This is a genomic window from Mucilaginibacter psychrotolerans (assembly GCF_004519315.1).
GTDB classification, from domain to species: domain Bacteria; phylum Bacteroidota; class Bacteroidia; order Sphingobacteriales; family Sphingobacteriaceae; genus Mucilaginibacter; species Mucilaginibacter psychrotolerans.
Window position 1 is genome coordinate 79835 of the sequence record NZ_SOZE01000022.1, and the last position, 21422, is coordinate 101256.

Below are 21422 nucleotides of genomic sequence, written 5' to 3' on the forward strand. Positions count from 1 at the left end.
ATCATTTTTGTAAAGGCTCTTCCTCGTCATCCAGCAGTATGCGTACCGATGGGGTGTATAGGTCGTCGTTTTGGCCGCTGCGCTGCGCCCAAAAAAAGGCCGATAAAAACAGCGTGGCCAGCAATACGCTGCAGCCTATTAAAAAGTAGATGATGTTCATTGTAAGCCCCTCCTGCGGGCGGCCATGTGCGTGGCTATTGTGGTGAATGATATAATGGTTACGGTGCTTACAGGCATCAGGATGGCCGCTATCAATGGCGACAGGCTGCCCGTTACCGCATAGCTTAGCCCGATAAGATTGTAAGTAAGCGAGATGAAGAATGAGCAATGGATTATCCTGACCGTGCTTTTTGAAAATTGCAGAAAGGCCGGCAGCTTGCCGAAGGATTTGCCATCCAAGATGGCATCGCAGCCTGGCGAAAAGTTATTTACGTTATCGGTTACGGCTATACCCAGGTCGCTTTGTTTAAGTGCGCCGGCATCGTTAAGTCCATCCCCTACCATCATTACTTTGCCCCTGTGTTGTTGCAGCAATTGTATAAAGCCCAGTTTTTGCTGCGGCGACTGGTCGAAATGCATCTGACCGGCCTCGAATACGTTGAGCAATTCTTTTTTCTCGTGGTTCTGATCGCCTGATACCAGGAACAAGCGATATGGTGGGGATAGGTGGCCAACTTTATCCAATCCCTGGCGGTAGCTTTGGGTGAACGTAAAATAGCCCAGATACTCCTCATTGATCATGATATGCACTCGCGTAGAAAGTGCATCTTCTTCGGTATGCCCAAAGACAAACTTACCGCTGCCCAGCCGTATGTTATCTGTGCCGATAACGGCGCTTATGCCTTTGCCCGGCATTTCGGTATATTCCTTTACGGGCAGCTTGGCCATGCTACCCAGGTAACGGCATATCATACGCGATAGCGGGTGGTTGGAGTTGGCACAGGTACTGTAAATAAGCTGTTTCTCATGCCCCCGCAATACTGCATTCAGCGTAATGTTATTGCCGCCGCTGGTAGTAATGGTACCTGTTTTATCGAATACGATGGTATCTATGCGGGCAAGCTGCTCTACTACTGCCGTATTCTTCAGGTAAAAAAGGTTGCGGTCGAAAATGCTGAGCGCGGCCGACATGGTGAAGGGCGTACTTAAGGCCAATGCGCATGGGCAAGCCACAATTAGCACTGCGGTAAAAGCCGCCAGCCCTCTCCGGGCATCGGTTGGCAGCCAAAACGCCAGGCAGCCAAATGCAATTACCAGCAGCACTACCGTGAAATATTTGCTTACCTTCTCGTTGAAGGTTTGCATCCGGTTATCCTGCTGGCTGGTAAAAGCCTCGTTGTTCCAAAGCTGGGTTAAATAACTTTGTGATACGGGCTTCACCACCTCCATCTCTATAGCTTCGCTGGTTTGCCTGCCGCCTGCGTAGATAATTTCGCCGAGCGTTTTATTTACCGGTACCGATTCGCCCGTTACGAAACTAAAATCAATCAAAGCTTCGCCTTTCAGCAATATCGCATCGGCAGGAATAATTTCGCTATGGCGGATGACGATGCGCTGGCCTACTTTTAAATTGGCCAGTGGGACAGACTTTTCTGCATCGCCTTCTATCACCTGCACTGCAACCGGGAAAAATGAGCGGTAGTCGCGCTCGAAGGAAATATGGTTATAGGTTTTGCGCTGCACAAATTTGCCCACCAGCAAAAAGAAAACCAGTCCGCAAAGCGTATCGGCAAAACCTGCGCCGCTTTTTGTTAGTATCTCTATTACCGTGCGCCCAAACAGTACCGCAATACCCAGGGCCAGCGGAAAATCGATATGCATTACTTTGTTACGGATATTTTGCCAGGCTGATGTAAAGTAGCCCGTACCGCTATAAAAAACAACCGGCAGGCAAAACGCTATATTAAGCCAGCCGAAAAAGTGCCTGAAAGACTGCTCGTAGGCCGATAGACCGAAATATTCGGGGAAACTAAGCAGCATTACGTTGCCAAAACAGAAACCCGCCACGGCAATTTTGGCCACCAGATTATCTTTATCTGCTCCGTTTTGCTTTTTAATAACATCCTGGAGGCTTATTACCGGCTCGTAACCAATATCGTACAGCAACTCTACCAGCCCCTTCAGGCTCAGTTTCTGATTATCGAATTTGATATTGAGTTGCTTCTTCAGGAAGTCGATACGGCAGTGATGAACAGCAGGATTAAACTTGTTCAACTTCTCCAGCAACCATATGCACGAACTGCAATGGATATGCGGTATATAAAGCGTAACCGTTGTTATCTCGTTATCGGTGTAATCTATCAGCTCCTTAATAATAGAAGGCTCGTCCAGGTAATCGAAACGCTTATCTATACGTTGGCGGGTAGCCCCGGGATGGTCGTTATAGTTATAGTAACTGCATAACTTATTTTCAGAAAGTATGCGGTACACGCTTTCGCAACCCTGGCAGCAAAAGGTTTTTTCTTCGAATTTGTACGTTGTGGATACACAGTCTTCCCCGCAATGATAACAGGTGGTGAGCTGCGCAATTGTGCTCTCGGTCATTATTCAAATGTTTGCTCAAAAATCCCTGCTTTTGACTGCTTAAATAATGATGCGCCGCGCCAAAAAATGTGACCTCCGTCAATTTTCGCACCGAGGGGTAAGCCTAGCTTTGATGAAAATTATACGCAGCATGAGCCATACATTTCATATACCCGTATTAGGGCTTGGTTACTCTATAGATACGCCACTAAAAGTTGCCCGCTATGGGGTATCGTCGGTAATGTCGATAGTAGACGATGACCTGATAGAACGCATGCGGGAATACCATTGTCACAAAGCAGGCGAACCCTATACGCTTATCAAAAAAAGCGATGATGATAGTCGTGCAAGGCGTATTACAGCATACCTTAACCTAGTGAATAAACTGGTGAAAGCGCAGTTTGAGGAGCTAAAAACGCAATCATTTGAGAGCGGTACGGATTTATACCGATACTTTGACCTGCTGCCTGATGCCTCGCAACTGAAGCAAGGCTACGACCTGATGGTAGACTATCCCGACCATGAGCGGAAGCAGATATTCGGCAACATCCTGCGCCAAAAAATGACGATGGGCTCCATCGACGTAAATATTATGGCCAAGGTAGATAAGATGAATTTTGACGCAGATGGCCAATACACCGGCGACGAGAATACTGATGCGCTGGCAGCCCTTCGTGGCTTTGCCGAAAGCAACCTGTCATCGTCGGTCATCCTCTCGGCTGGGATGAACCCGAAATTGTACAGCTACCTGGAGGCATTCGGAGCGTTTTTCCCCGATGAAGCAGGCAAGTTAAAGAAGAAGATAACATTAAAGGTGAGCGATTTCCGCTCGGCTTTTATACAGGCCAAGTTCCTGGCCAAAAAAGGGCTTTGGGTGTCAGAGTTCCGGGTAGAATCGGGCCTCAACTGCGGCGGGCACGCCTTTGCTACCGAGGGTTTTTTACTAGGCCCCATATTGCAGGAGTTTAAAGAACGTAAAGCAGAGATGCTTACGAGCTTATCCGAATTATACAAGAGCGCGCTGGCCCAAAAAGGCATCGTAACCTCCCAAATACCCCAGCAACGTTTCAGCGTGCAAGGCGGCATTGGTACTGCGGCAGAAAACTCCTTCCTGATGGAATACTATGAGTTGGATGCCACCGGCTGGGGAAGCCCCTTTTTACTGGTACCAGAGGCAACAAACGTCGACGACGAAACCCTTGCGCACCTTACCGATGCCGGCGAGGAGGATTATTACCTCAGCGGCGCATCGCCATTGGGCATCTTGTTCAATAATTTTAAGGGCAGCAGCAGCGAAAAACAAAGGCTTGAGCGCTTAGAACGCAACCGCCCCGGCAGCCCCTGTACCAAAAAATTCCTTTGCAGCAATACCGAGTTTACCGAGCAACCCATCTGCACGGCATCGCGCGAGTATCAAAACCAAAAAATACAGCAGTTGGATGCGATGACACTGCCGAAAGAAGAACATGATGCTCAACTGGCTACGATAACCGAAAAAATATGCCTGTGCGAAGGACTATGCTCATCGGCCTACCTTAAGTACGGTATGCTCAAGCCACGCGAGAATAAGGCGGTAGCCATTTGCCCCGGCCCCAACCTGGCCTATTTCAAAAAAGTATTCTCGCTGGATGAAATGGTGAAGCATATCTACGGCAAAATAGATATCCTGAACAGTCCTAATCGCCCGCATATCTTCCTCAAGGAACTTGACTTGTATATAAACTATCTGCAAACCGACATCCAAAACCACGTAAAGGATCTTACCGATAAAAAACGGAAGCAACTGACCAAATTTAAAGATCAACTGCAAGAGGGTATTAATTACTATAAGCAGCTTTTCAACGAGTTGCCCGCACAAGCCACCGGTTATGTACAGGAAACCCTGTTACGCTTTGAACTGGACCTTAACGCTACGGCAATAGCCTAAGAGCGTAATATTGCAAACAGAGCGAATTACAAACTTTGAGGTTAGTAACCTTATCCGGTTTGTAATTCGCTTTTTATTTTCCATCGGGGATGATTAAATGCTACTTGCAAGCCATCTCCAGTGTGCTATTATTGCCAGCCTCCCCCTAATGCCCTGTATAAATTAACAATGGCTTGCAGTTCCTGCAAACGATCATTAACGCCGCTTAACTGCGCCGCCAAAAGGCTTTGCTCTGATGTTAATACATCGGTATAATTAGTTGCCGAACTGTAGCGTAACAACTCATTGGTGTAGTCGACAGATTTGGTCAAAGCGACAATTTGCTTATTACGTATTTGTTGCTTGCTGATAGCATTTTCATACGAGTACAATGCATTTGAAACCTCCTCACCTGCTGTTAGTAGTGTTTGTTGAAATGTATTAAAAGTTTCCTGCTGTTGCGCCTGCGCAATATGGTAACGGGCTTTATTTTGACCTTTGTTGAAAATAGGTTGCGTTAAACCACCAACCAGGTTGTAAAAAATAGAGTTGCTGAAAAAATCTTTCAACTTCAAACTGGATAAGCCACCGCTGGCGGTAATGGTAAGTGTTGGATAAAAGTAAGAATGCGCCACGTTGGTATTCTCAAACGCCGAGCGGAAAGCATACTCCGATGCCTGCACATCGGGCCTGTTACTAAGTAGCTGTGCAGATAAACCGGCATTTAGCTGTTTAATTGGCACCTGTTCGTTTAGGGTGCCTCTTTTAATAGGGCCCGGAGCCCGGGCCAAAAGTACACACAAGGCATTCTCTGCCTGGCGGATACTTTGTTTCAGATCAGGAATGGATACCTCTGCGGCATAACGGTTGGCTTCGCTTTGCACTACTGCCGCGCCATTCACAATAGCACCTTCTTTAAGTGCTTTCATTGTTTCAACGTCTTTTATCCTGTTCTTTACGGTTTCTTCGGTAATACGCAATTGCTGATCATACGATAAGAGATTGTAATAATTATTGGCAATATCAGCGATCAATTGTGTTTGCACCGCGCGTTTTGAAGCATCGCTTTTTAAAAAATTGGCCAGCGCTTGCCGCTTTAAGCTACTCAACTGTCCCCATATATTAACTTCCCAACTAGCACTTAACGAAGCCTGGTAAGTGATAGTATTTAAATTAATACCTGTACCCGCCGGAAAATTCAACGCGGCCTGCGACGTTTTGGCCTTGGTAACCTGCACGCCGGCATCCAGAGAGGGCAGATAAGCCGCTTTACTGGCACTCAAGGTTGCCTGTGCTTCCGCAATTTTAAGCACAGCCGTTTTAAGGTCGAGATTATTATTGATCCCTTCCTGTATTAAATTTTGAAGTATAGTATCGGCAAATAATGAGCGCCATGGCAGGCTTGCCATTGAGGTCGTATCCGTTATTAAGCTATCGCGATACAGGTTAACTGTTTTTAACTCGCCGGGGCGTTGATAAACCTGGTTTACTTTACAGGATGCCAGAGCTAATATACCGGCTAATCCTAAGGTGATATATGCTTTATTTCTTGTTTTCATGATTTGAATGGTTAGATGGCTGGTTGGTTGTTAACTTCTGCCGTAGTAGCTGTAGGTTGCCCGCTTATCTTTTCCTGAAGCGATTGAAAAATAATAAACAATACCGGAATCACAAACACCCCGAACAGGGTACCAATTAACATCCCACCTACTGCACCTGTACCGATGGAACGGTTACCTTCGGCACCAGCACCTGATGCCAGCATAAGCGGCACCAAGCCAAGAATGAAGGCGAAGGAGGTCATTAAAATAGGCCTTAAACGGGCAACAGCACCTTCAATAGCGGCATCAACCATACTCAGACCATGCCTGCGCCTTGCTAAGGCAAACTCCACAATCAGGATGGCGTTTTTTGCCAGCAAACCGATGAGCATAATTAGGGTGATCTGGAGATAAATGTTGTTTTCTATACCAAATATTTTGGCGAAGATGAATGCTCCCGCAAGCCCGATGGGTAATGAAAGTAATACCGCGAAAGGCAGGATATAACTTTCGTACTGTGCACTCAATAAAAAGTAAACAAATATTAAACACAGCATAAAAATAAATACCGTTTGGCTGCCGCTTGATAACTCCTCGCGGGTAAGGCCAGAATATTCGTAGCTGTAACCTGCAGGCAAAGTTTGCGCAGCTACCTCACCAATAGCTTTAATGGCATCGCCCGAGCTGTAGCCGGGCTTTGGAGAACCCTGTACGGCAATGGATGTAAACAGGTTAAAGCGGTTAATCGCTTCGGGGCCGTAAACACGTTTAAGCGAAACAAATTCGCTTACCGGCGACATGACGTTATTTCCATTGCGTACATAAATTTTATTAAGGCCTTCTGGTGTGCCCCGGTAACTATTGTCGGCCTGTATCATTACCCGGTATTGCTTGCCAAACTCGTTAAAGTTTGAAGCATATAACCCGCCGTAATAACCTTGAAGGGTACCCAGTACTGCGCTAACGGTTAAGCCCGCAGCCTTTGTTTTAGCCACATTTACATCCACCTGGTATTGCGGAAAGTTGGTATTGAAAGAAGTTGTTGCGTACTGAACCTCGGCCCGTTTATTTAACGCTGCCAAAAATTTCGCGCTTACCTCGCTAAACTTATTGATAGCCCCGCCGGTTTTATCCTGAAGCTGAAACTCAAAACCGCTGCTGTTACCAAAACCCTGTAATGTTGGCGGTGCGAAGAAAATGATCTGGGCGTTTTTAATCCCGCCGGTCATCCCGAAAAGTTTTCCGGTAAGGCTTTTTATATCCTGCCCTTTTCCCTTACGCTGATCCCAGGGTTTTAGCTTCACAACGATCATGGCATAGGAGCCGCCAGCACCGGCTATAAAATTTTGCCCGGTTATGCGTAAAGTAGATGCCACTTCGGGCAATTTTTGTATCATATCATCTACCTGTTCGGCAATTACAGCAGTACGCTCTAATGATGAACCCGCCGGCAAGCTGATATTACCGAACAACGTTCCCTGATCTTCATCAGGTACGAAGCCAGTTGCCGTAGTTTTTAGCAGGATGTAAAATATTGCCGCAAAAACAGCTATACCTAAACCAGCCAGCCATTTTTTACCGATCAAAAAGGTCACCGATCTTTTGTATTTTGCGGTAACTGTTTCAAACGCGGTGTTAAACGCATCGTAAAACCGTTGCTTGTAAGTGGTTTTGTGATGTTCGCCTTCCTGATGTGGTTTTAACAGCAATGCGCACAACGCCGGGCTAAGCGTTAAAGCATTTACCGCAGATATAATAATGGCAATAGCCAGTGTTAAACCAAATTGTTTATAAAACACACCTGACGAACCGCTGATAAAGGATACCGGGACAAACACAGCCGCCATTACCAAGGTAATAGAAATAATAGCCCCGCTGATATCGTTCATGGCCTCGATGGTAGCACCCTTAGCAGATTTGGCGCCTGCGTCTAATTTGGCATGCACCGCCTCTACTACCACAATGGCATCATCTACCACTATACCAATAGCCAACACCAGTGCAAACAAGGTAAGCAGGTTAATGGTAAAGCCAAAAAGGTTTAAAAAGAAGAAAGTACCCACAATAGCTACAGGTACCGCAATGGCCGGAATAAGCGTAGAGCGAAAATCCTGTAAAAAAACAAATACCACTATAAACACCAGGATAAAAGCTTCGATGAGGGTACTAATCACCTTTTCAATGGACGCATCTAAAAAGTCGTTAGCATTTAGCAGGGAGGCGTATTTAACACCCGGAGGAAAAGACTTTGAAGCGGTTTCAATCGTGCTTTCTAACTGTTTGATTAATTCGTGCGCATTGGAGCCGGCCGTTTGATTAATAGCTATCCCTATAGAGGCCTCACCATTAGTTTTGGTATCGCCAGTGTAGGTTTGTGAACCGAGTTCTACGCGTGCAACATCTTTTAAACGTAAAATCTGACCGCTGGCAGTTGAGCGGACAATAATATTATTAAACTCAGTAACCGATTTTAAACGGCCTTTATATTTAATAGTGTACTGAAAAGACTGGTTGCTGTTCTCGCCAAATTTTCCTGGCGCAGCTTCCACGTTCTGATCGGCAAGAGCGCTGTTTATATCATCCGGAATCAGGCCGTAAGTAGCCATCACATCCGGCTTCAGCCAAATCCGCATCGAATAATCACGGGTACCAAACACACTGGCATCGCCTACCCCGCTTATCCTTTTAATTTGCGGCAACAGGTTAATGTTGGCGTAATTTTGGAGAAAGGTTTGGTCAAACGATTTATTATCGCTGTAAAGCGAGAAGATCATCACCATGCTGCTTTGCCGCTTGCTGGTAGTTACGCCAGACTTGGTCACTTCCGCCGGTAAAAGGCTGGTTGCTTTTGATACCCTGTTCTGTACGTTTACGGCGGCCAGATCGGGGTCTGTTCCCAGTTTAAAGTAAATGGTGATCGATGCTGAACCATCATTACTCGCAGTAGAGGTCATGTAAGTCATGTTCTCTACCCCGTTAATCTGTTCTTCAAGTGGCACAATCACACTGCTCATCACCACATCGGCGTTGGCCCCTTGATAAGAGGTAGATACCTGTACGGTGGGAGGGGCTATTTCAGGGTATTGAGAGATGGGTAATGAGGTTAAACCCAATATACCCAGTATAACGATAATGACCGATATAACGGTTGAGAGCACCGGTCGTTCAATAAATTTGCGTAACATAACGTTGGTTAATGTTGAGTGATTTAAAGTTTCTTTATTTTAAGTCCTGGTAAACCTTGTCGGCAGCCATTACTTCGGGCTTTATTGGGGCGGCATCTTTCAGAGAACTGTTACCATCGTACACTACCTTATCGCCGGTTTTAAGGCCACTGGTCACCACGTAATACTGGCCTGCAGCAAGATCCATTATCTGTATCTCCACACTTTTAACCGTATTCGACTGATCAACAACATATACAAAATGCTTACCCTGCAGTTCGTATGCCGAGCGTTGCGGGATGAATATGCCGTTCTTTACCGCCTGTGGAATGCGCACGTTGGCGCTGCTGCCGCTACGCAATAAACGCGTTGGATTAGGGAATGCAGCACGGAAACTGGCCGAACCTGTTTGTGTATCAATCAAACCGCCTATGGTTTCCACTTTACCCTGCATGGCATAATTTGATCCGTCGGACAGAATGAGCGATACTGCCGGCATATTGGCTATCTTTTCCGTCAGTGTGTTACCTTGTACGGTCCTTGAGAACTCCAGCAACTGCTTTTCGTTTAAAGAGAAATAAGCATATACTTTATCAATATTTGATACCGTAGTTAAAGGATTTGTGGTAGCGCTGGTTACTAAACTGCCCACTTTGTAAGGCAGGGTACCAATCACTCCGTTCACCGGGCTGGTAATTGTAGTATAACCTAAATTTGTTTTCGCATTTGCCAGGGATGTACGGGCCTGGGCAAGGGTCGCTTTCTTGGTATTCAATGCAAACTGGTATGTTTCCAGTTCGTAATGGCTGATGATATCTTTGTCAACCAGGGGTTTGGTCTTATTCACCTGTAATTGGGCGCTGTTAACTTCCGCCTCGGCACTGTTAATGGTCGCTAAGGCATTGTTTACATCCTGCTGGTATTGGGGAGCATTTAGTTTAAAAAGCAGTTGACCTTTTTTTACTGCGGAGCCCTCATCCACATAAATGGCTTCTACAAAGCCGTCAACCTTCGGGTGGATCTCTACATTCTGTTCACCCTGTAAAGTGGCCGGGTAATCATTATTTAAGGTGGCATCTTTTGCTTCGATTGTAAATACGGGGTAGCTTGCCGGTGGTTGAGCACCACCAGGGCCACCCGCCGGGGTTTGCGATCCTCCGCAGGCCGTTAAAAGCAAGGTTCCTAAGCTCAAAAAAGCAAGGTATTGAAGCGTTTGTATTTTCATTTTATTGTTTTAATGTGATTGGGTAAATAATAAATTGACTTTTATATTTGACTTTTTTGTCAGTTTTTAAGCAAAAAAAAATTAGGTAAACAGCATGTCGACGATTATTTTCTTCCGTTCGTGCATCAGTTGTTCAAATTTAATATCGGTAATTTCCAGCATTTGTTTAAACAAGGGGCGCGTAAGCAAAGGGTAAGCAATCAGCGAGAAGAGGTTGAGCATAAAATTTACCGGCAGCATTTTCCTGATCTCGCCCCGGTCTATCGCCTGCTGTATTTCATTGAAAAAAAATTGAAGTGCCTTTGAGGGTTCTTTTTCGGGCATCACAAAACCATGTGCATTAATTTCGCTGATCATAAACGTTTCTTTGTAGGGGTATTCACTCAGTTCAGTCGAAAACACATCAATGAATTTGACGATCTTTTTTTTGAACGGCAATTTAGAAAGCAATACTTCGTCTAATCGCAGCTTCATATCATCCATCGCATCCTTCAGAACCTGCTGAAATAAAGTATCCTTGGATCTGAAGTAATAATTGATAACCGTCCTGGCAACACCGGCTGCATCAGCAATGTCCTGAGTGGTGGCATTGAATTTACCTTCTGAAAAAAATATCCGTTTCGCGGTATCTTTAATTAATTGCTCGGTCCCTGTATCCCTTATAGCCATTTTATTCTACTATATTGTTTGACATTTAAGTCAGACAAATATAGGCTTGTATTTCCTTAAAAAATGTCAAAACAATCACATTTTTTAACTCGCAATTGATGAAAGTCTTAAATGAGGCAAAATAAGCGGAAATAGAGGCATACATACTACTTAATTTCTCCCAATTCCTGACGACTCGTAATTTCTTTATTTTGAGTACCAAGATAGAACCAAATATAGGAAATACATCGTTAATTATCCAAGAATTTGGACAAGCTAAATAGTCATAACTTATTAACAATGAGTTATTTAATTGTCAGTATATGTCAGTGTTTTGGGTTGTTTGAGGGGGTTATTTTCCGATACAAAACTTGCTAAATATATTCTCCAGCAAATCGTCCGTAGTAACCGCGCCGGTAATCTCGCCTAAGTAGTGCAGGGCCTGTTTGATGTCCATCGACAGGAAATCAGATGTAACGGTGTCTATCCCAGCCAATACCCTGATAAGGGCTTCTTCGGTTTTTTGGAGGGCTTCCAGGTGGCGGATATTGGTCACCAGGGTTTCGTGCCCACTGAGGTTTTCTTTGATGGCAGCGGCGTATATCTGTTGTTTCAGCTCGTCTATCTGCTGTTTTTCTTTTGCTGAAATCAGGACCAGACCATCGGTTGGCGACCCTTGAAAATCGTAGGAATTTCGGTGTTTTTCTTTGAATTTCTTTAGTTTTTCATCACCATCCAGTAAATCTGCCTTATTGGCTACTAACAGCATCGTAATGCCGGGTTTTTGCAAACTTTCTATGTCGGCGGTTAGTTCTTCGGCGGTTATTTGGTCCGCATCGAAAACGTAAATTAGCAGGGCGCTCTGGCTTATTTTTTCCATGGTGCGCTGCACGCCTATTTGCTCAATGGCATCCGTAGCTTCGCGGATACCGGCGGTGTCTATCAGGCGGAAGTTGATGCCTTTGATGTTCAGCACCTCCTCAATGGTATCTCGCGTGGTGCCGGGGATATGGCTCACAATGGCGCGTTCCTCGTTTAACAGGGCATTCAGCAGGGTTGATTTTCCCGCGTTCGGCCTGCCGGCAATAACCGTGTTTACACCGTTCTTGATGGCGTTGCCCAGCTCGAAGGATTGTATCAGGCTGCCGATTACTTTTGTAATCTCGTGGATAAGTTTTTTCAGCTGGTCGCGGTTGGCGAATTCTACGTCTTCTTCGGCAAAATCCAGTTCCAGCTCTATCAGCGAGGCGAATGTTACCAGTTGGTCGCGCAGTTGTTTTAGCTGGCTGCTGAAACCGCCGCGCAATTGCTGTAGGGCAATTTGCTGCGAGGCTTTGGAGTTGGAGGCAATCAAATCGGCAACGGCTTCTGCCTGGGATAGGTCGAGCTGTCCGTTCAGGAATGCCCTTAGGGTAAACTCACCGGCTTTTGCGGCACGTGCGCCGTTTCTGATGAACAGCTTAATGATGGACTCGATAATATAATTGCTACCGTGACACGAAACCTCGACCACATTCTCGCGGGTGTACGAGCGGGGCGCCACAAACAGCGATGCTACCACCTCGTCCAGCTCCATATCGCCATCCATAATACGGCCGAAGTGCAGTGTATGCGATGCCTGCTTGGTGAGGTCCTTGCCCTTCCAAACTTTTTGGGCAATGGTAATGGCATCCGGTCCCGAAAGGCGGATAACCCCTATGGCCCCTATCCCGTTGGGGGTGGCAAGTGCTACGATGGTGTCTTCGTTGTTGGTCATGGTAATTTGTCGGAATCAGAATTTTCAGAATTTTAGAATGAGCAGAATTCTGAAAATTAACTAATTCTGAAAATTCTGATTCAGACAGCAAAAGTCGCTATTTCGTCTTAATGTTCCTAAGGCATAATTGTGCAAGGCGAGGCAAAAATAATGACGCAATGACCCAATGACTCCATGACAAATCTCTACCTTCGCATCAATTATGGTAACTTTTTTCGAAGCTTCGCTGGATACGATTTCGGTACATCATGTGGGCAATCAGTCTCAGGGCGAGATGTACGCTCTTTCTGATGCTCCCCTTGAATTAAAGGATGACATCATCCCCAACCTGTTAATGCAGTATTTTTTGAAGCCCTTCGAAAAGGCCAACGAGGTTTACCACCTGATGCACAGCAGCGGCGACCTGGGCCTGAACGAACTGCACCACTTCGCTACCATGGCTTTCGAGGATAAGGAGAAATTCCAGGAAGCATCTGAACAGATTGCCAAACACCTGTACAAGGTAAGCACCCACCCTAACATCAAAGGCGGCGAACTATACGTGGTGTATTTTAACCAGGTGCAGATAGAGGGCAACGCGTTGGATTGTATCGGCATCTTCAAATCTGAAAACAAGGAGACCTACCTCAAGGTCTACCCCGATAAAGGCGGCTTCGCGGTAGATTATGAGCAGGATGCTATCAACATCAACAAGCTGGATAAAGGCGTGCTCATCTTCAATATCGAAAAAGAAAACGGCTACAAAGTAGTGGTGGTTGATAAAACCACCGGCGGGCAGGACGCGGCTGTGTACTGGAAAGACGAGTTCCTGCAACTCCAAATACGCAACGACAGCTTCAACCGCACCAGTAATACCTTAGGCATCTACAAAAATTTCGTTACCCAAAAACTGGATGACGAATTTGATATGAGCAAGGCCGATAAGATTGACCTGCTGAACCGATCGATGAAATACTTCAAAGAAAAGGAGACTTTCGACCTCGACGAATTCAGCGAGGAAGTCATCAGCAACCCCGAGGCCATCACCTCCTTCAAGAATTTCAAGAACCAATGCGAGGAAGAATTCGGCACACCTATCGGCGATAGCTTCGAGATATCGGGCAATGCCGTAAAAAAACAGGCCCGTGTTTACAAAAGCGTGCTAAAGCTCGATAAGAACTTCCACATCTACATCCACGGCGATAATAAACTGATAGAGAAAGGCTTCGACGACGATAAAGCCATGAATTATTATAAGGTTTATTTTAAGGAAGAGGCATAGTTGGGATTACACCGATTTCAGGGAGATTCCACCGATTTTTTTGTCCCCGCAGGGTCTCTTTGAAAAAGGACCCTGCGGCGGGTAATCTCATTATTTAGAATCCATTATTGCTGAACATTGAAAGTTTTATGGAATATGAGTATCTTTATATATTACTTTAAATGCCATGACTACAATAACACTTAATGTTCCTGATGCGCTTGAAAAAGAGCATGATGAAACAGTCCGGTTAATTGCCGCTAAGTTGTACGAGGCGGGTAAATTGTCTTTAGGGCAAGCGGCTGAAATGTGCGGCATGAAAAAATGGGATTTTCCGGCGGTGCTGGCCAAATTCAATATTGCCTATTTTCAATATACCGGCGACGATCTGTTAAATGAGTTTAAGTAGAACCGCTGAAAGCGTAATTGTTATTACGGATACAAGTTGCTTGATCATTCTCGAAAAAATAGCACTGTCAACGTTTCCGTAGGGTACCTTATCAGGAGCCCCTGCGGGGACAGAAAAATTTCAAAAATGCTCCGTTTCTAATGGTCACGCCAGTAAACGTTCTTAACAGGCGACAGTAACGGTTGGGCAGAAGGCATAATGATAACCTCAAATGATATATGCTCTTCGTCAAATTCCTGTTCGTAATCGTCGGGATCAAACATTTGCCGTACGGTAAGTTTATACCATCCGTTTTCTAGTTCAATTTTAAGGTCAGCATGATGGCGGGCGGGAATACGCTCATCTAAAAATTGAGCCGCCAGTGTTAAATCACTATAGTTAGTTAAAAATAACGCTCCCGATGTGACATTAACATTCTGCTCAAATTGCCTGAAGGCAGTGGTAGCGGATGGATGTTCTTGAAATGAAAGCAGCCAATTCCCGCCGCCATCATTGCAAGTTTGCCATATAGCTATATTCCCAGCGTTCATTTGACTTACGAAATGTGCAGTTAATTGGTCAAATTGCCAATCTTCGTCAACAAAACTTTGATAGCTATCGTTGTTTACGATTGCAATAAACCCCTCATCATCAATGATGTTCAATTTCATAGATCAAGGTACTTATTTAATATTAAAGAAAAAGTTTCTTTGTCGTTAAAAATAGTTCTATATTGAGAGCTTAATCTAAACCATGATCACAATTTTTCCAATATCTGCCAATTTGAAGATGATTTTTTCCTTATCATTCTTCCTTGTTTCAACTATTTGCAGTGCGCAAAACAGGGTAACGATAAAAGGAAGAGTTCTTGATTCTCTCAATCGTAGTCCGCTTGAGTTAAGCACGGTAACAATGACGCTCGCGACCGACTCTTCATTGTTGTCTTACACCGTCGCGGACAAAGCGGGGGCATTTTCTCTTACAAATATTCCCATCAAAACCCAGTTGAGGCTTATAATCTCCTTTACCGGCCATAGGACACTAACAAAACAACTCGAGTTTGATAGGGCATCGACTGTAAACGTTGGAAACCTGCTACTTGAAGGAGGAAATACACTTAACGAGGTGCAGATTTTGGGGTATAGTCCGCCGATAATTGTACGTCACGACACTGTAGAGTTCAACACGAAGTATTTCAAAACGCGACCAAATGCAGTGGTCGAGGAGCTGCTGAAAAAGCTTCCTGGCATTCAAGTCGATGTCGATGGGACGATATATGTGAACGGAAAGCTAGTAAAAAAAATCCTGTTAGAAGGCAAAGAGTTTTTCGGGTCAAACCCTAAGGTTCCCTCTCGAAATCTCGATGCTGATATTATAGAGAAGGTACTCGTTTACGACGACAGGGAGAAAGACCCCAATCATTTGGTCAGCGAGGCGCTTGTGGACAAGATTATAGACTTGCGAATCAAAAAAATATTCAAAAAGGGTGTCTTTGGAAAGGTAACTGCTGGGGCTGGGACTAAGGATCGTTACCAATTATCCGGCTTGGCTAATATTTTCAGGGATACATTGCAGGTCAGCTTGCTTGGTTCGAGTAACAACATGAACACGTCTTCATTCAACTTTAATGACTTGTACTCCATTGGAGGCTTTGAAAGAGGTGGGTCAACCAGTTCTGTCGCTCTCGGCGGTGATAGGTTCAATTCGATCCAGAAAGTAACCTCAGCGGGATTCAATCTAAACAATGATTTCGGAGACAAACTAAAACTCAACCTCACATACTATTATAACAATTCGAGGGACGTTTATAAAACTAACGCACTTCAGCAACAGCTCTTAAGAGACTCAATTCTCTATACTCAATCAGCTGAGGACCGAGTAGAGTCGCTTTGGCAGCATAATATCAACGGACTTCTAAAGTGGCGCCCAAATTCGAAGACTGAAGTAAGGTATGAACCATTATTAACCATTGAGGAAAGCAAAAGAGACGGCTCGACTAAAGGTAAAATGTTTTCCGGTTTTACTCCTGTCCTCAACAACAATAGCAACAATACCAACGAAGCGATAAAAAACATTACTTTCCAGCATTCGCTATACTATTTCAAGGCGCTTAAGAGTCCAGGGCACTCGCTGACCATCAATCATTTTCTCTCATTAGGCTCGACCTCGAATGATTATTTCAGTTATTACGATCTTTCGTCATTTATTAAAACCGACTCATCTATTACCATTGATCGATTCTCACGCTCAAAAAATCAATACGCGCGACTAAGTGTTGATGCAACCTATCGCTTTCCAATAAGCAAGAAAGCCGTAATGGACGTATCCCTTAGTAGCAAATACAATGGCGTGGAAAACAACTTGCAAACATACGATAAAAACGAAGGGTCGGACAGTTACGATATTTTGTTACCGTCGCAGTCCAGCGATTTAAACAGAATTCAATGGACTAATACGGTTAAGCCACGAATAACTTATGGCATCAATGAAACGTGGTCAATAATCACCGCCTTTTCAATTCAATCACAGTCTTTAAACACTAGTTTTAGCGATGCAGCCCCTTCACGTTTAACCCAACAATACGTCTATTTTCTCCCATCCGTAGAGTTGCGAGGCGACGGATTGACGCTGAGTTATAATGCGGCACCAAACTTTCCGTCTGTAAACCAACTTCGCCCCGTCACCCTCACGTATTCGCCACTCTACCAGTCTACGGGCAACCCCTCTTTGAATCCTTATATTTCCCATGATATCAGCTCCCGCTATTATAAGAACGTCCGAAGCAAAAGCATCAGCATCAGTGCAAATCTAACCCTGTCGCTACCATATAATGCGATTGTCAGAAGTCAATCGGTGGCTACTGACGGCAAGACCAGCGTGATCCCAATAAACGTAAGTGGATTCAACGGTTACAACCTTTCGATGGGTACGTCACTTTCAAAGCGCTACAAAAGAGTTAAAAATCTCCAGGTAGCACTTTCCACCAGCTTGAACAGCAGCATAAACAGAGACTTGTTTATTGTAAATGACAAGGGATTTGCAAACACCTATTTTCTTAAAATCAGGGAAGCTGTGAGCCTAAATTGGAAAGAAATCCTGGAATACACGCCGACATACAGCTTTTCTAAAAACTTCGCCTCCTATAAACCGTCTACGTATCCCAGCAATGGCTCAACGACCCACAATCTTATCAACAGGGTGGATTATTATGCCACCAAGAAAATATCACTTCAGGGCAGCTATACATACATTCACAATGCAAATTATTATAGCGCGTTTAGCAACGATATCAATCTTGTTGACCTTTCGATATCGTTTCAGATTCAAAAGAACAAGGCTGGCAACCTCAGACTCTCAGCCATCGACCTTCTAAATCAAAACGTTAGCGTATTGAGGTATGCATTTGATAATAAAATAATAGAAAGCGAGAACAAACTCCTTGGACGCTATTTTTTAATAGCGTATTCATACAAATTCAAAAAATAACATACACCTAATGATAAAAATTAGTTACAGTGTGACGCTTGTTCGACTCAGGAAATCGAAGAACATTTCTCAAAAAGCAGTAGCTAAAGCCCTTTTAGTAAGTCGGCCGACCTACTTATCCTGGGAGTACGGATCCGGCGACTTGCCTCTTTCAAAATTGTTTTTGTTAAGTAATTATTACGAATTGTCTGTTCACGTCATAATCCAGATGATCTTTGAAGAAAGCAAGATAAATCTTCGGCAAGAGGATTTAGATTTCGCAATCCTGAAAAATGACCTATATCGTATAAAACAGGTGTTGGAGAAGTACCTTTAATCGGTGACGTATCAATATAGAAAACAACAACCTCGGCCCAATAGTGGTCCCTTTAATAGTTTTCTGCCAGCCAAACGGCAATTTGAAGTCGTTTACTATGGGAATTATTTTTATGAGGTGACCTAATTACATTGGGAACCTCTATGCAGCTTATTTCTACATTAATAGACTCGTAATGTTAATTTGTTATCGGTTGTCGATGATGCTGTCCTTTTTGTGTGGCAGATTCACTGGCATCAAAACAGGTCAAAAACTGTCAAATAATTAGACTTTTAGTAAAAACAAGTGACAGCTGTTTAGTCGCCCGTCTAATTCATATTGTTTAACTTTAATCAAAATAAAAATGAATCATGAAAAAAAACTAATCTTTGCCTCCGCAGTGTTTGCAATTGGCCTTTGCACGACTTTAAGCACGATGTCGCAAAAAAAAACACCCAGTGTGGTGGAACCGGTGCCGGCTCGTCTGTATGACACCGACCTCTGCTCCATACAAAACTCGAATGGAACGACCAGGACAGGCACTGGATGCCTAGACATATGCTACTTCTCGGGCACTTGCCCATGCGACCGTTCTTCAGCTTGTCATTAAATTCGACACGCTAAATTTGTCCAAATTTGTAGAACCAATACAACAACCGTCGTATTATAACCATGTAATTCGACATTTAAAAAATCAAAAAACATGAAGAAAAAAGTATTGTTGCTGATTTGCTGCATTGCCATGGCAATTACTGTAAGCACAAGACCGGCATTTGCCGTTTTAGAAGAATCGACCAAATACGACACAGCTGTCTGTAAGCAACCCGCCGATGGAGGTGGGAGTCAGCATACAGGGTCTTGGTGTGATCCGCCCCTCAAAGATGGACCTTGCACAAGACAAAGCGACTGCCATTAATTAAAATCAGGGAGGGGCGGCAGCCGCTCCTCCCTATTGTAACTTCAATACTTTTATACCACTTTATTAGCTACGCCTCCATTTCAAGCAATCGCTAACAACTTCATACATTAAAGATGAAAATAAGATACCTTTTGGTTTTTTTGATTATTATATGCGGCTGCGAAAAACGGCCCAAACCCTATGTGCTAGTAACAGCTGTGAACTCAAGGACAAAACTAGTATCAATTGACAGCTCTGAATATTTTAAAATACCAATCGACTCAAATAGAACATTTTTTTATAAAACCTACTCTATTGGCAATAACGGTATTTTCTGCGGATACAATTACAGTAGAAAGTCTCTTGACTTCTTTTCAATACCCTCAAAAAAAATGCTCGCGCAAACGAAACTGGACGTGCTATCTATCGACGTAAACTTGGGGGTACGAAGTATTTTTTACAAAAATCGTGATTCGATTTTCATATTTAACAATAAGTCGTCGGTTTACATGATTGACTCTACTGGAAAGATCAAAAGAGAGATAGGTGTGAACCTTCCGAGATACAATCCCATTTTTGAGCACCTAATATTTCACGACTACGACCTGGGCAATAACATGTACTATGACGGCCCTACTAACACGCTATATATGCCCGCTATGGTCGTAGATAAGCCAAGGGATTCTAAAGAGTACTACCGGCAGCCAATTCTCTTTGAAACCAAGCTAAACTCAGATCCGATTCCTAAAGCGGTTCCTGTTTATTATTCCGCATTGTTTACGTCGCAATTCTATGGCTTTGCGAACGCTCCAAAATTCAATTTCTTGGATTCGGGAAAGATAATTTACAGCTTCAGCATTGAGCCAAATATATATGTTTACGACATGAAAAAAGACACGACAATCGCGGTTGGCGGCGCATTGAACAAGTATCCCTTCGTTTCCAAGGGCCTTGACTGGAAAGCTGTATTCAACGATGATTTGAAAATGGACAACCTCTTGCACAATGTAGACTATTCGAAGGTTATCAAGGACCCGTATAGAAACCTTTATTACAGATTTCAATATAATCCAGCTAACGATACTCCGGAAAAGGCAGCAACGGAGAACGATAGGCAAGAGTTTTTGACAATTTTTGACTCCGACATGCGGATAATAAGCACTGTTGAACTGACCGGACGAAGATATATCATTGAAAATTCCTTTGTCGCTAAAGATGGCCTATACGTGCCTGCGCCAACAGGCTTTAATACACTCAGTTACAAAATATTTAAAATTCATACCAAATGAAGATAAAAAGTTACATTTTACTGTTTTTGGTGTGTGCAATTACGGCAATTGGCTGCACACGAAATAAAGAGGTCCCTTATGAAAAAAAGCAAAAATTCGAAGACTATCTGAGAGCCAAAGACGTTCAATTGAAGGGCGATGTCTTGGTGGTTGCATTACAGCCGGAGTGCGAGTGTACAGCTGAACATATCAAGTTCACCCAGGAGCTTATTTCATCGCCCAAGTATAGTCAGTATAAAAAGGTTGTAATTGTGCCGGACACCACGCATTCAATTATTGGAAAAATAAAGGCGGCCGGGCTGAGTAGTGTAAGGATCGTTATCGATGAAAACCAAGGTCTAAGGCGAGCTGGCGTAGTCATGTCTGTAGACAGGGTATTTTTGTTCAACGACGACAGAATAGTCAAACTATCTGACATGCATTTAACAAAATACAAAGATCTAATACAGGAGTATTTGTAATTGCTTTATCGGATTTATCATTTGACTAATCCCCAACATACTGAGCCACCAGTCTGCCCAAAGTGAGCCACCCGAAAAGAGAAAAAACAGGAGGAATAGGCAAGGTGATACGTCCTTCTATAGTTCCCCCCCGAAAACATATGCAACACAATTCGATTTTTTATCAAATCTGATAAAAACCTTAATAATACAATAAGTAAATGCTGTGTTTTTAGGAGCATGTCTTCGCCTTAGATTCTAATGAATAATCTAAGGCGAAACTGACTCTGTAATTGATAAGTGATTCGCGTTGCTTCATATCGAAAGTATAATTATCGACACTATTTCTAATCGGGTTCCTTAATCTCCAGATATCTGGAGGCTTTGCGCATATTGCCTTTCATACACTCATTGTATATAACCTGAGTTCGATTAATCAAAAGGCGGCCATCTGATTAGAATAGGTCGATTGATAAGAGATGGACGGTTTTTTAGGAAAAAGTGAGTATGCGATTAATCCAGCCACGATATTAGCGATAAAGTTGGCGAAACACCTATGCCTGGAATGCTCGATCTGGCAAATGTTTTTGAGCTCATCATTGACTGTTTCTATCACCGACCTT

At 43.9% G+C, this 21422-nt stretch carries 17 protein-coding genes; 8 read left to right on the forward strand and 9 right to left on the reverse strand.

Annotated elements, in window-relative coordinates:
• Position 1: 1 nt before the first annotated feature.
• Together ccoS and E2R66_RS19335 are read right to left on the reverse strand one after the other, a co-directional pair.
• Complete coding sequence (ccoS, locus tag E2R66_RS19330; protein ID WP_133233634.1) at positions 2 to 160, reverse strand: cbb3-type cytochrome oxidase assembly protein CcoS; 159 nt, start codon at positions 158 to 160, stop codon at positions 2 to 4.
• Entirely contained in the window at positions 157 to 2544 is a 2388-nt protein-coding gene (locus E2R66_RS19335) for a heavy metal translocating P-type ATPase (protein ID WP_133233636.1), read from the reverse strand. Before E2R66_RS19335 ends, ccoS begins: the two co-directional genes overlap by 4 nt.
• Before the next feature lie 112 nt (positions 2545 to 2656).
• On the opposite strand from E2R66_RS19335, the gene E2R66_RS19340 reads away from it, so the two are divergent.
• On the forward strand, positions 2657 to 4450 hold the full coding sequence (locus tag E2R66_RS19340) for a hypothetical protein (RefSeq protein WP_317130787.1): 1794 nt from the start codon (positions 2657 to 2659) through the stop codon (positions 4448 to 4450).
• A 128-nt stretch (positions 4451 to 4578) separates the two neighbouring features.
• Here E2R66_RS19340 and E2R66_RS19345 read toward each other — a convergent pair whose 3' ends face one another.
• The 5 genes from E2R66_RS19345 to mnmE form a co-directional block, all read right to left on the reverse strand.
• On the reverse strand, positions 4579 to 5988 hold the full coding sequence (locus E2R66_RS19345; protein WP_133233640.1) for an efflux transporter outer membrane subunit: 1410 nt from the start codon (positions 5986 to 5988) through the stop codon (positions 4579 to 4581).
• A gap of 11 nt (positions 5989 to 5999) precedes the next feature.
• Positions 6000 to 9155 carry an efflux RND transporter permease subunit gene (locus E2R66_RS19350; protein ID WP_133233642.1) on the reverse strand — a complete coding sequence of 1052 codons (3156 nt, stop codon included), beginning with the start codon at positions 9153 to 9155 and terminating at the stop codon, positions 6000 to 6002.
• A gap of 34 nt (positions 9156 to 9189) precedes the next feature.
• Positions 9190 to 10359 carry an efflux RND transporter periplasmic adaptor subunit gene (locus E2R66_RS19355; protein WP_133233644.1) on the reverse strand — a complete coding sequence of 390 codons (1170 nt, stop codon included), beginning with the start codon at positions 10357 to 10359 and terminating at the stop codon, positions 9190 to 9192.
• Between the two features lie 81 nt (positions 10360 to 10440).
• Positions 10441 to 11028 carry a TetR/AcrR family transcriptional regulator gene (locus E2R66_RS19360; protein ID WP_133233646.1) on the reverse strand — a complete coding sequence of 196 codons (588 nt, stop codon included), beginning with the start codon at positions 11026 to 11028 and terminating at the stop codon, positions 10441 to 10443.
• 331 nt (positions 11029 to 11359) lie between these two features.
• A complete protein-coding gene (mnmE, locus tag E2R66_RS19365) occupies positions 11360 to 12763 on the reverse strand; it encodes a tRNA uridine-5-carboxymethylaminomethyl(34) synthesis GTPase MnmE (RefSeq protein WP_133233648.1) in 1404 nt (467 codons plus the stop codon).
• Between the two features lie 202 nt (positions 12764 to 12965).
• On the opposite strand from mnmE, the gene E2R66_RS19370 reads away from it, so the two are divergent.
• Both E2R66_RS19370 and E2R66_RS19375 read left to right on the forward strand, forming a co-directional pair.
• Positions 12966 to 14024 carry a nucleoid-associated protein gene (locus tag E2R66_RS19370; protein ID WP_133233650.1) on the forward strand — a complete coding sequence of 353 codons (1059 nt, stop codon included), beginning with the start codon at positions 12966 to 12968 and terminating at the stop codon, positions 14022 to 14024.
• A 166-nt stretch (positions 14025 to 14190) separates the two neighbouring features.
• Entirely contained in the window at positions 14191 to 14412 is a 222-nt protein-coding gene (locus tag E2R66_RS19375) for a UPF0175 family protein (protein ID WP_133233652.1), read from the forward strand.
• A 137-nt stretch (positions 14413 to 14549) separates the two neighbouring features.
• Here E2R66_RS19375 and E2R66_RS19380 read toward each other — a convergent pair whose 3' ends face one another.
• Positions 14550 to 15062 carry a hypothetical protein gene (locus E2R66_RS19380; protein WP_133233654.1) on the reverse strand — a complete coding sequence of 171 codons (513 nt, stop codon included), beginning with the start codon at positions 15060 to 15062 and terminating at the stop codon, positions 14550 to 14552.
• 82 nt (positions 15063 to 15144) lie between these two features.
• Here E2R66_RS19380 and E2R66_RS19385 point away from each other — a divergent pair, with 82 nt between their 5' ends.
• The 5 genes from E2R66_RS19385 (at position 15145) to E2R66_RS19405 (ending at position 20820) form a co-directional block, all read left to right on the forward strand.
• A complete protein-coding gene (locus E2R66_RS19385) occupies positions 15145 to 17877 on the forward strand; it encodes an outer membrane beta-barrel protein (RefSeq protein ID WP_133233656.1) in 2733 nt (910 codons plus the stop codon).
• 10 nt (positions 17878 to 17887) lie between these two features.
• Positions 17888 to 18193 carry a helix-turn-helix transcriptional regulator gene (locus E2R66_RS29315; protein ID WP_133233658.1) on the forward strand — a complete coding sequence of 102 codons (306 nt, stop codon included), beginning with the start codon at positions 17888 to 17890 and terminating at the stop codon, positions 18191 to 18193.
• Between the two features lie 682 nt (positions 18194 to 18875).
• On the forward strand, positions 18876 to 19088 hold the full coding sequence (locus E2R66_RS19395) for a hypothetical protein (RefSeq protein ID WP_133233660.1): 213 nt from the start codon (positions 18876 to 18878) through the stop codon (positions 19086 to 19088).
• Positions 19089 to 19204: 116 nt separating this feature from the next.
• Entirely contained in the window at positions 19205 to 20359 is a 1155-nt protein-coding gene (locus E2R66_RS19400) for a DUF4221 family protein (RefSeq protein ID WP_133233662.1), read from the forward strand.
• Complete coding sequence (locus E2R66_RS19405; RefSeq protein ID WP_133233664.1) at positions 20356 to 20820, forward strand: hypothetical protein; 465 nt, start codon at positions 20356 to 20358, stop codon at positions 20818 to 20820. The genes E2R66_RS19400 and E2R66_RS19405 overlap by 4 nt, the downstream gene beginning before the upstream one ends.
• Positions 20821 to 21235: 415 nt before the next feature.
• Here E2R66_RS19405 and E2R66_RS19410 read toward each other — a convergent pair.
• The coding region (locus E2R66_RS19410; protein WP_317130788.1) for a transposase at positions 21236 to 21422 on the reverse strand (187 nt) is incomplete at its 5' end.

Bases quoted from the DNA above. Each gene is read 5' to 3' on its own strand.
- ccoS (WP_133233634.1), bottom strand. From the start codon at position 160: ATGAACATCATCTACTTTTTAATAGGCTGCAGCGTATTGCTGGCCACG.
- E2R66_RS19335 (WP_133233636.1), bottom strand. From the start codon at position 2,544: ATGACCGAGAGCACAATTGCGCAGCTCACCACCTGTTATCATTGCGGG.
- E2R66_RS19340 (WP_317130787.1), top strand. From the start codon at position 2,657: ATGAAAATTATACGCAGCATGAGCCATACATTTCATATACCCGTATTA.
- E2R66_RS19345 (WP_133233640.1), bottom strand. From the start codon at position 5,988: ATGAAAACAAGAAATAAAGCATATATCACCTTAGGATTAGCCGGTATA.
- E2R66_RS19350 (WP_133233642.1), bottom strand. From the start codon at position 9,155: ATGTTACGCAAATTTATTGAACGACCGGTGCTCTCAACCGTTATATCG.
- E2R66_RS19355 (WP_133233644.1), bottom strand. From the start codon at position 10,359: ATGAAAATACAAACGCTTCAATACCTTGCTTTTTTGAGCTTAGGAACC.
- E2R66_RS19360 (WP_133233646.1), bottom strand. From the start codon at position 11,028: ATGGCTATAAGGGATACAGGGACCGAGCAATTAATTAAAGATACCGCG.
- mnmE (WP_133233648.1), bottom strand. From the start codon at position 12,763: ATGACCAACAACGAAGACACCATCGTAGCACTTGCCACCCCCAACGGG.
- E2R66_RS19370 (WP_133233650.1), top strand. From the start codon at position 12,966: ATGGTAACTTTTTTCGAAGCTTCGCTGGATACGATTTCGGTACATCAT.
- E2R66_RS19375 (WP_133233652.1), top strand. From the start codon at position 14,191: ATGACTACAATAACACTTAATGTTCCTGATGCGCTTGAAAAAGAGCAT.
- E2R66_RS19380 (WP_133233654.1), bottom strand. From the start codon at position 15,062: ATGAAATTGAACATCATTGATGATGAGGGGTTTATTGCAATCGTAAAC.
- E2R66_RS19385 (WP_133233656.1), top strand. From the start codon at position 15,145: ATGATCACAATTTTTCCAATATCTGCCAATTTGAAGATGATTTTTTCC.
- E2R66_RS29315 (WP_133233658.1), top strand. From the start codon at position 17,888: ATGATAAAAATTAGTTACAGTGTGACGCTTGTTCGACTCAGGAAATCG.
- E2R66_RS19395 (WP_133233660.1), top strand. From the start codon at position 18,876: ATGAAGAAAAAAGTATTGTTGCTGATTTGCTGCATTGCCATGGCAATT.
- E2R66_RS19400 (WP_133233662.1), top strand. From the start codon at position 19,205: ATGAAAATAAGATACCTTTTGGTTTTTTTGATTATTATATGCGGCTGC.
- E2R66_RS19405 (WP_133233664.1), top strand. From the start codon at position 20,356: ATGAAGATAAAAAGTTACATTTTACTGTTTTTGGTGTGTGCAATTACG.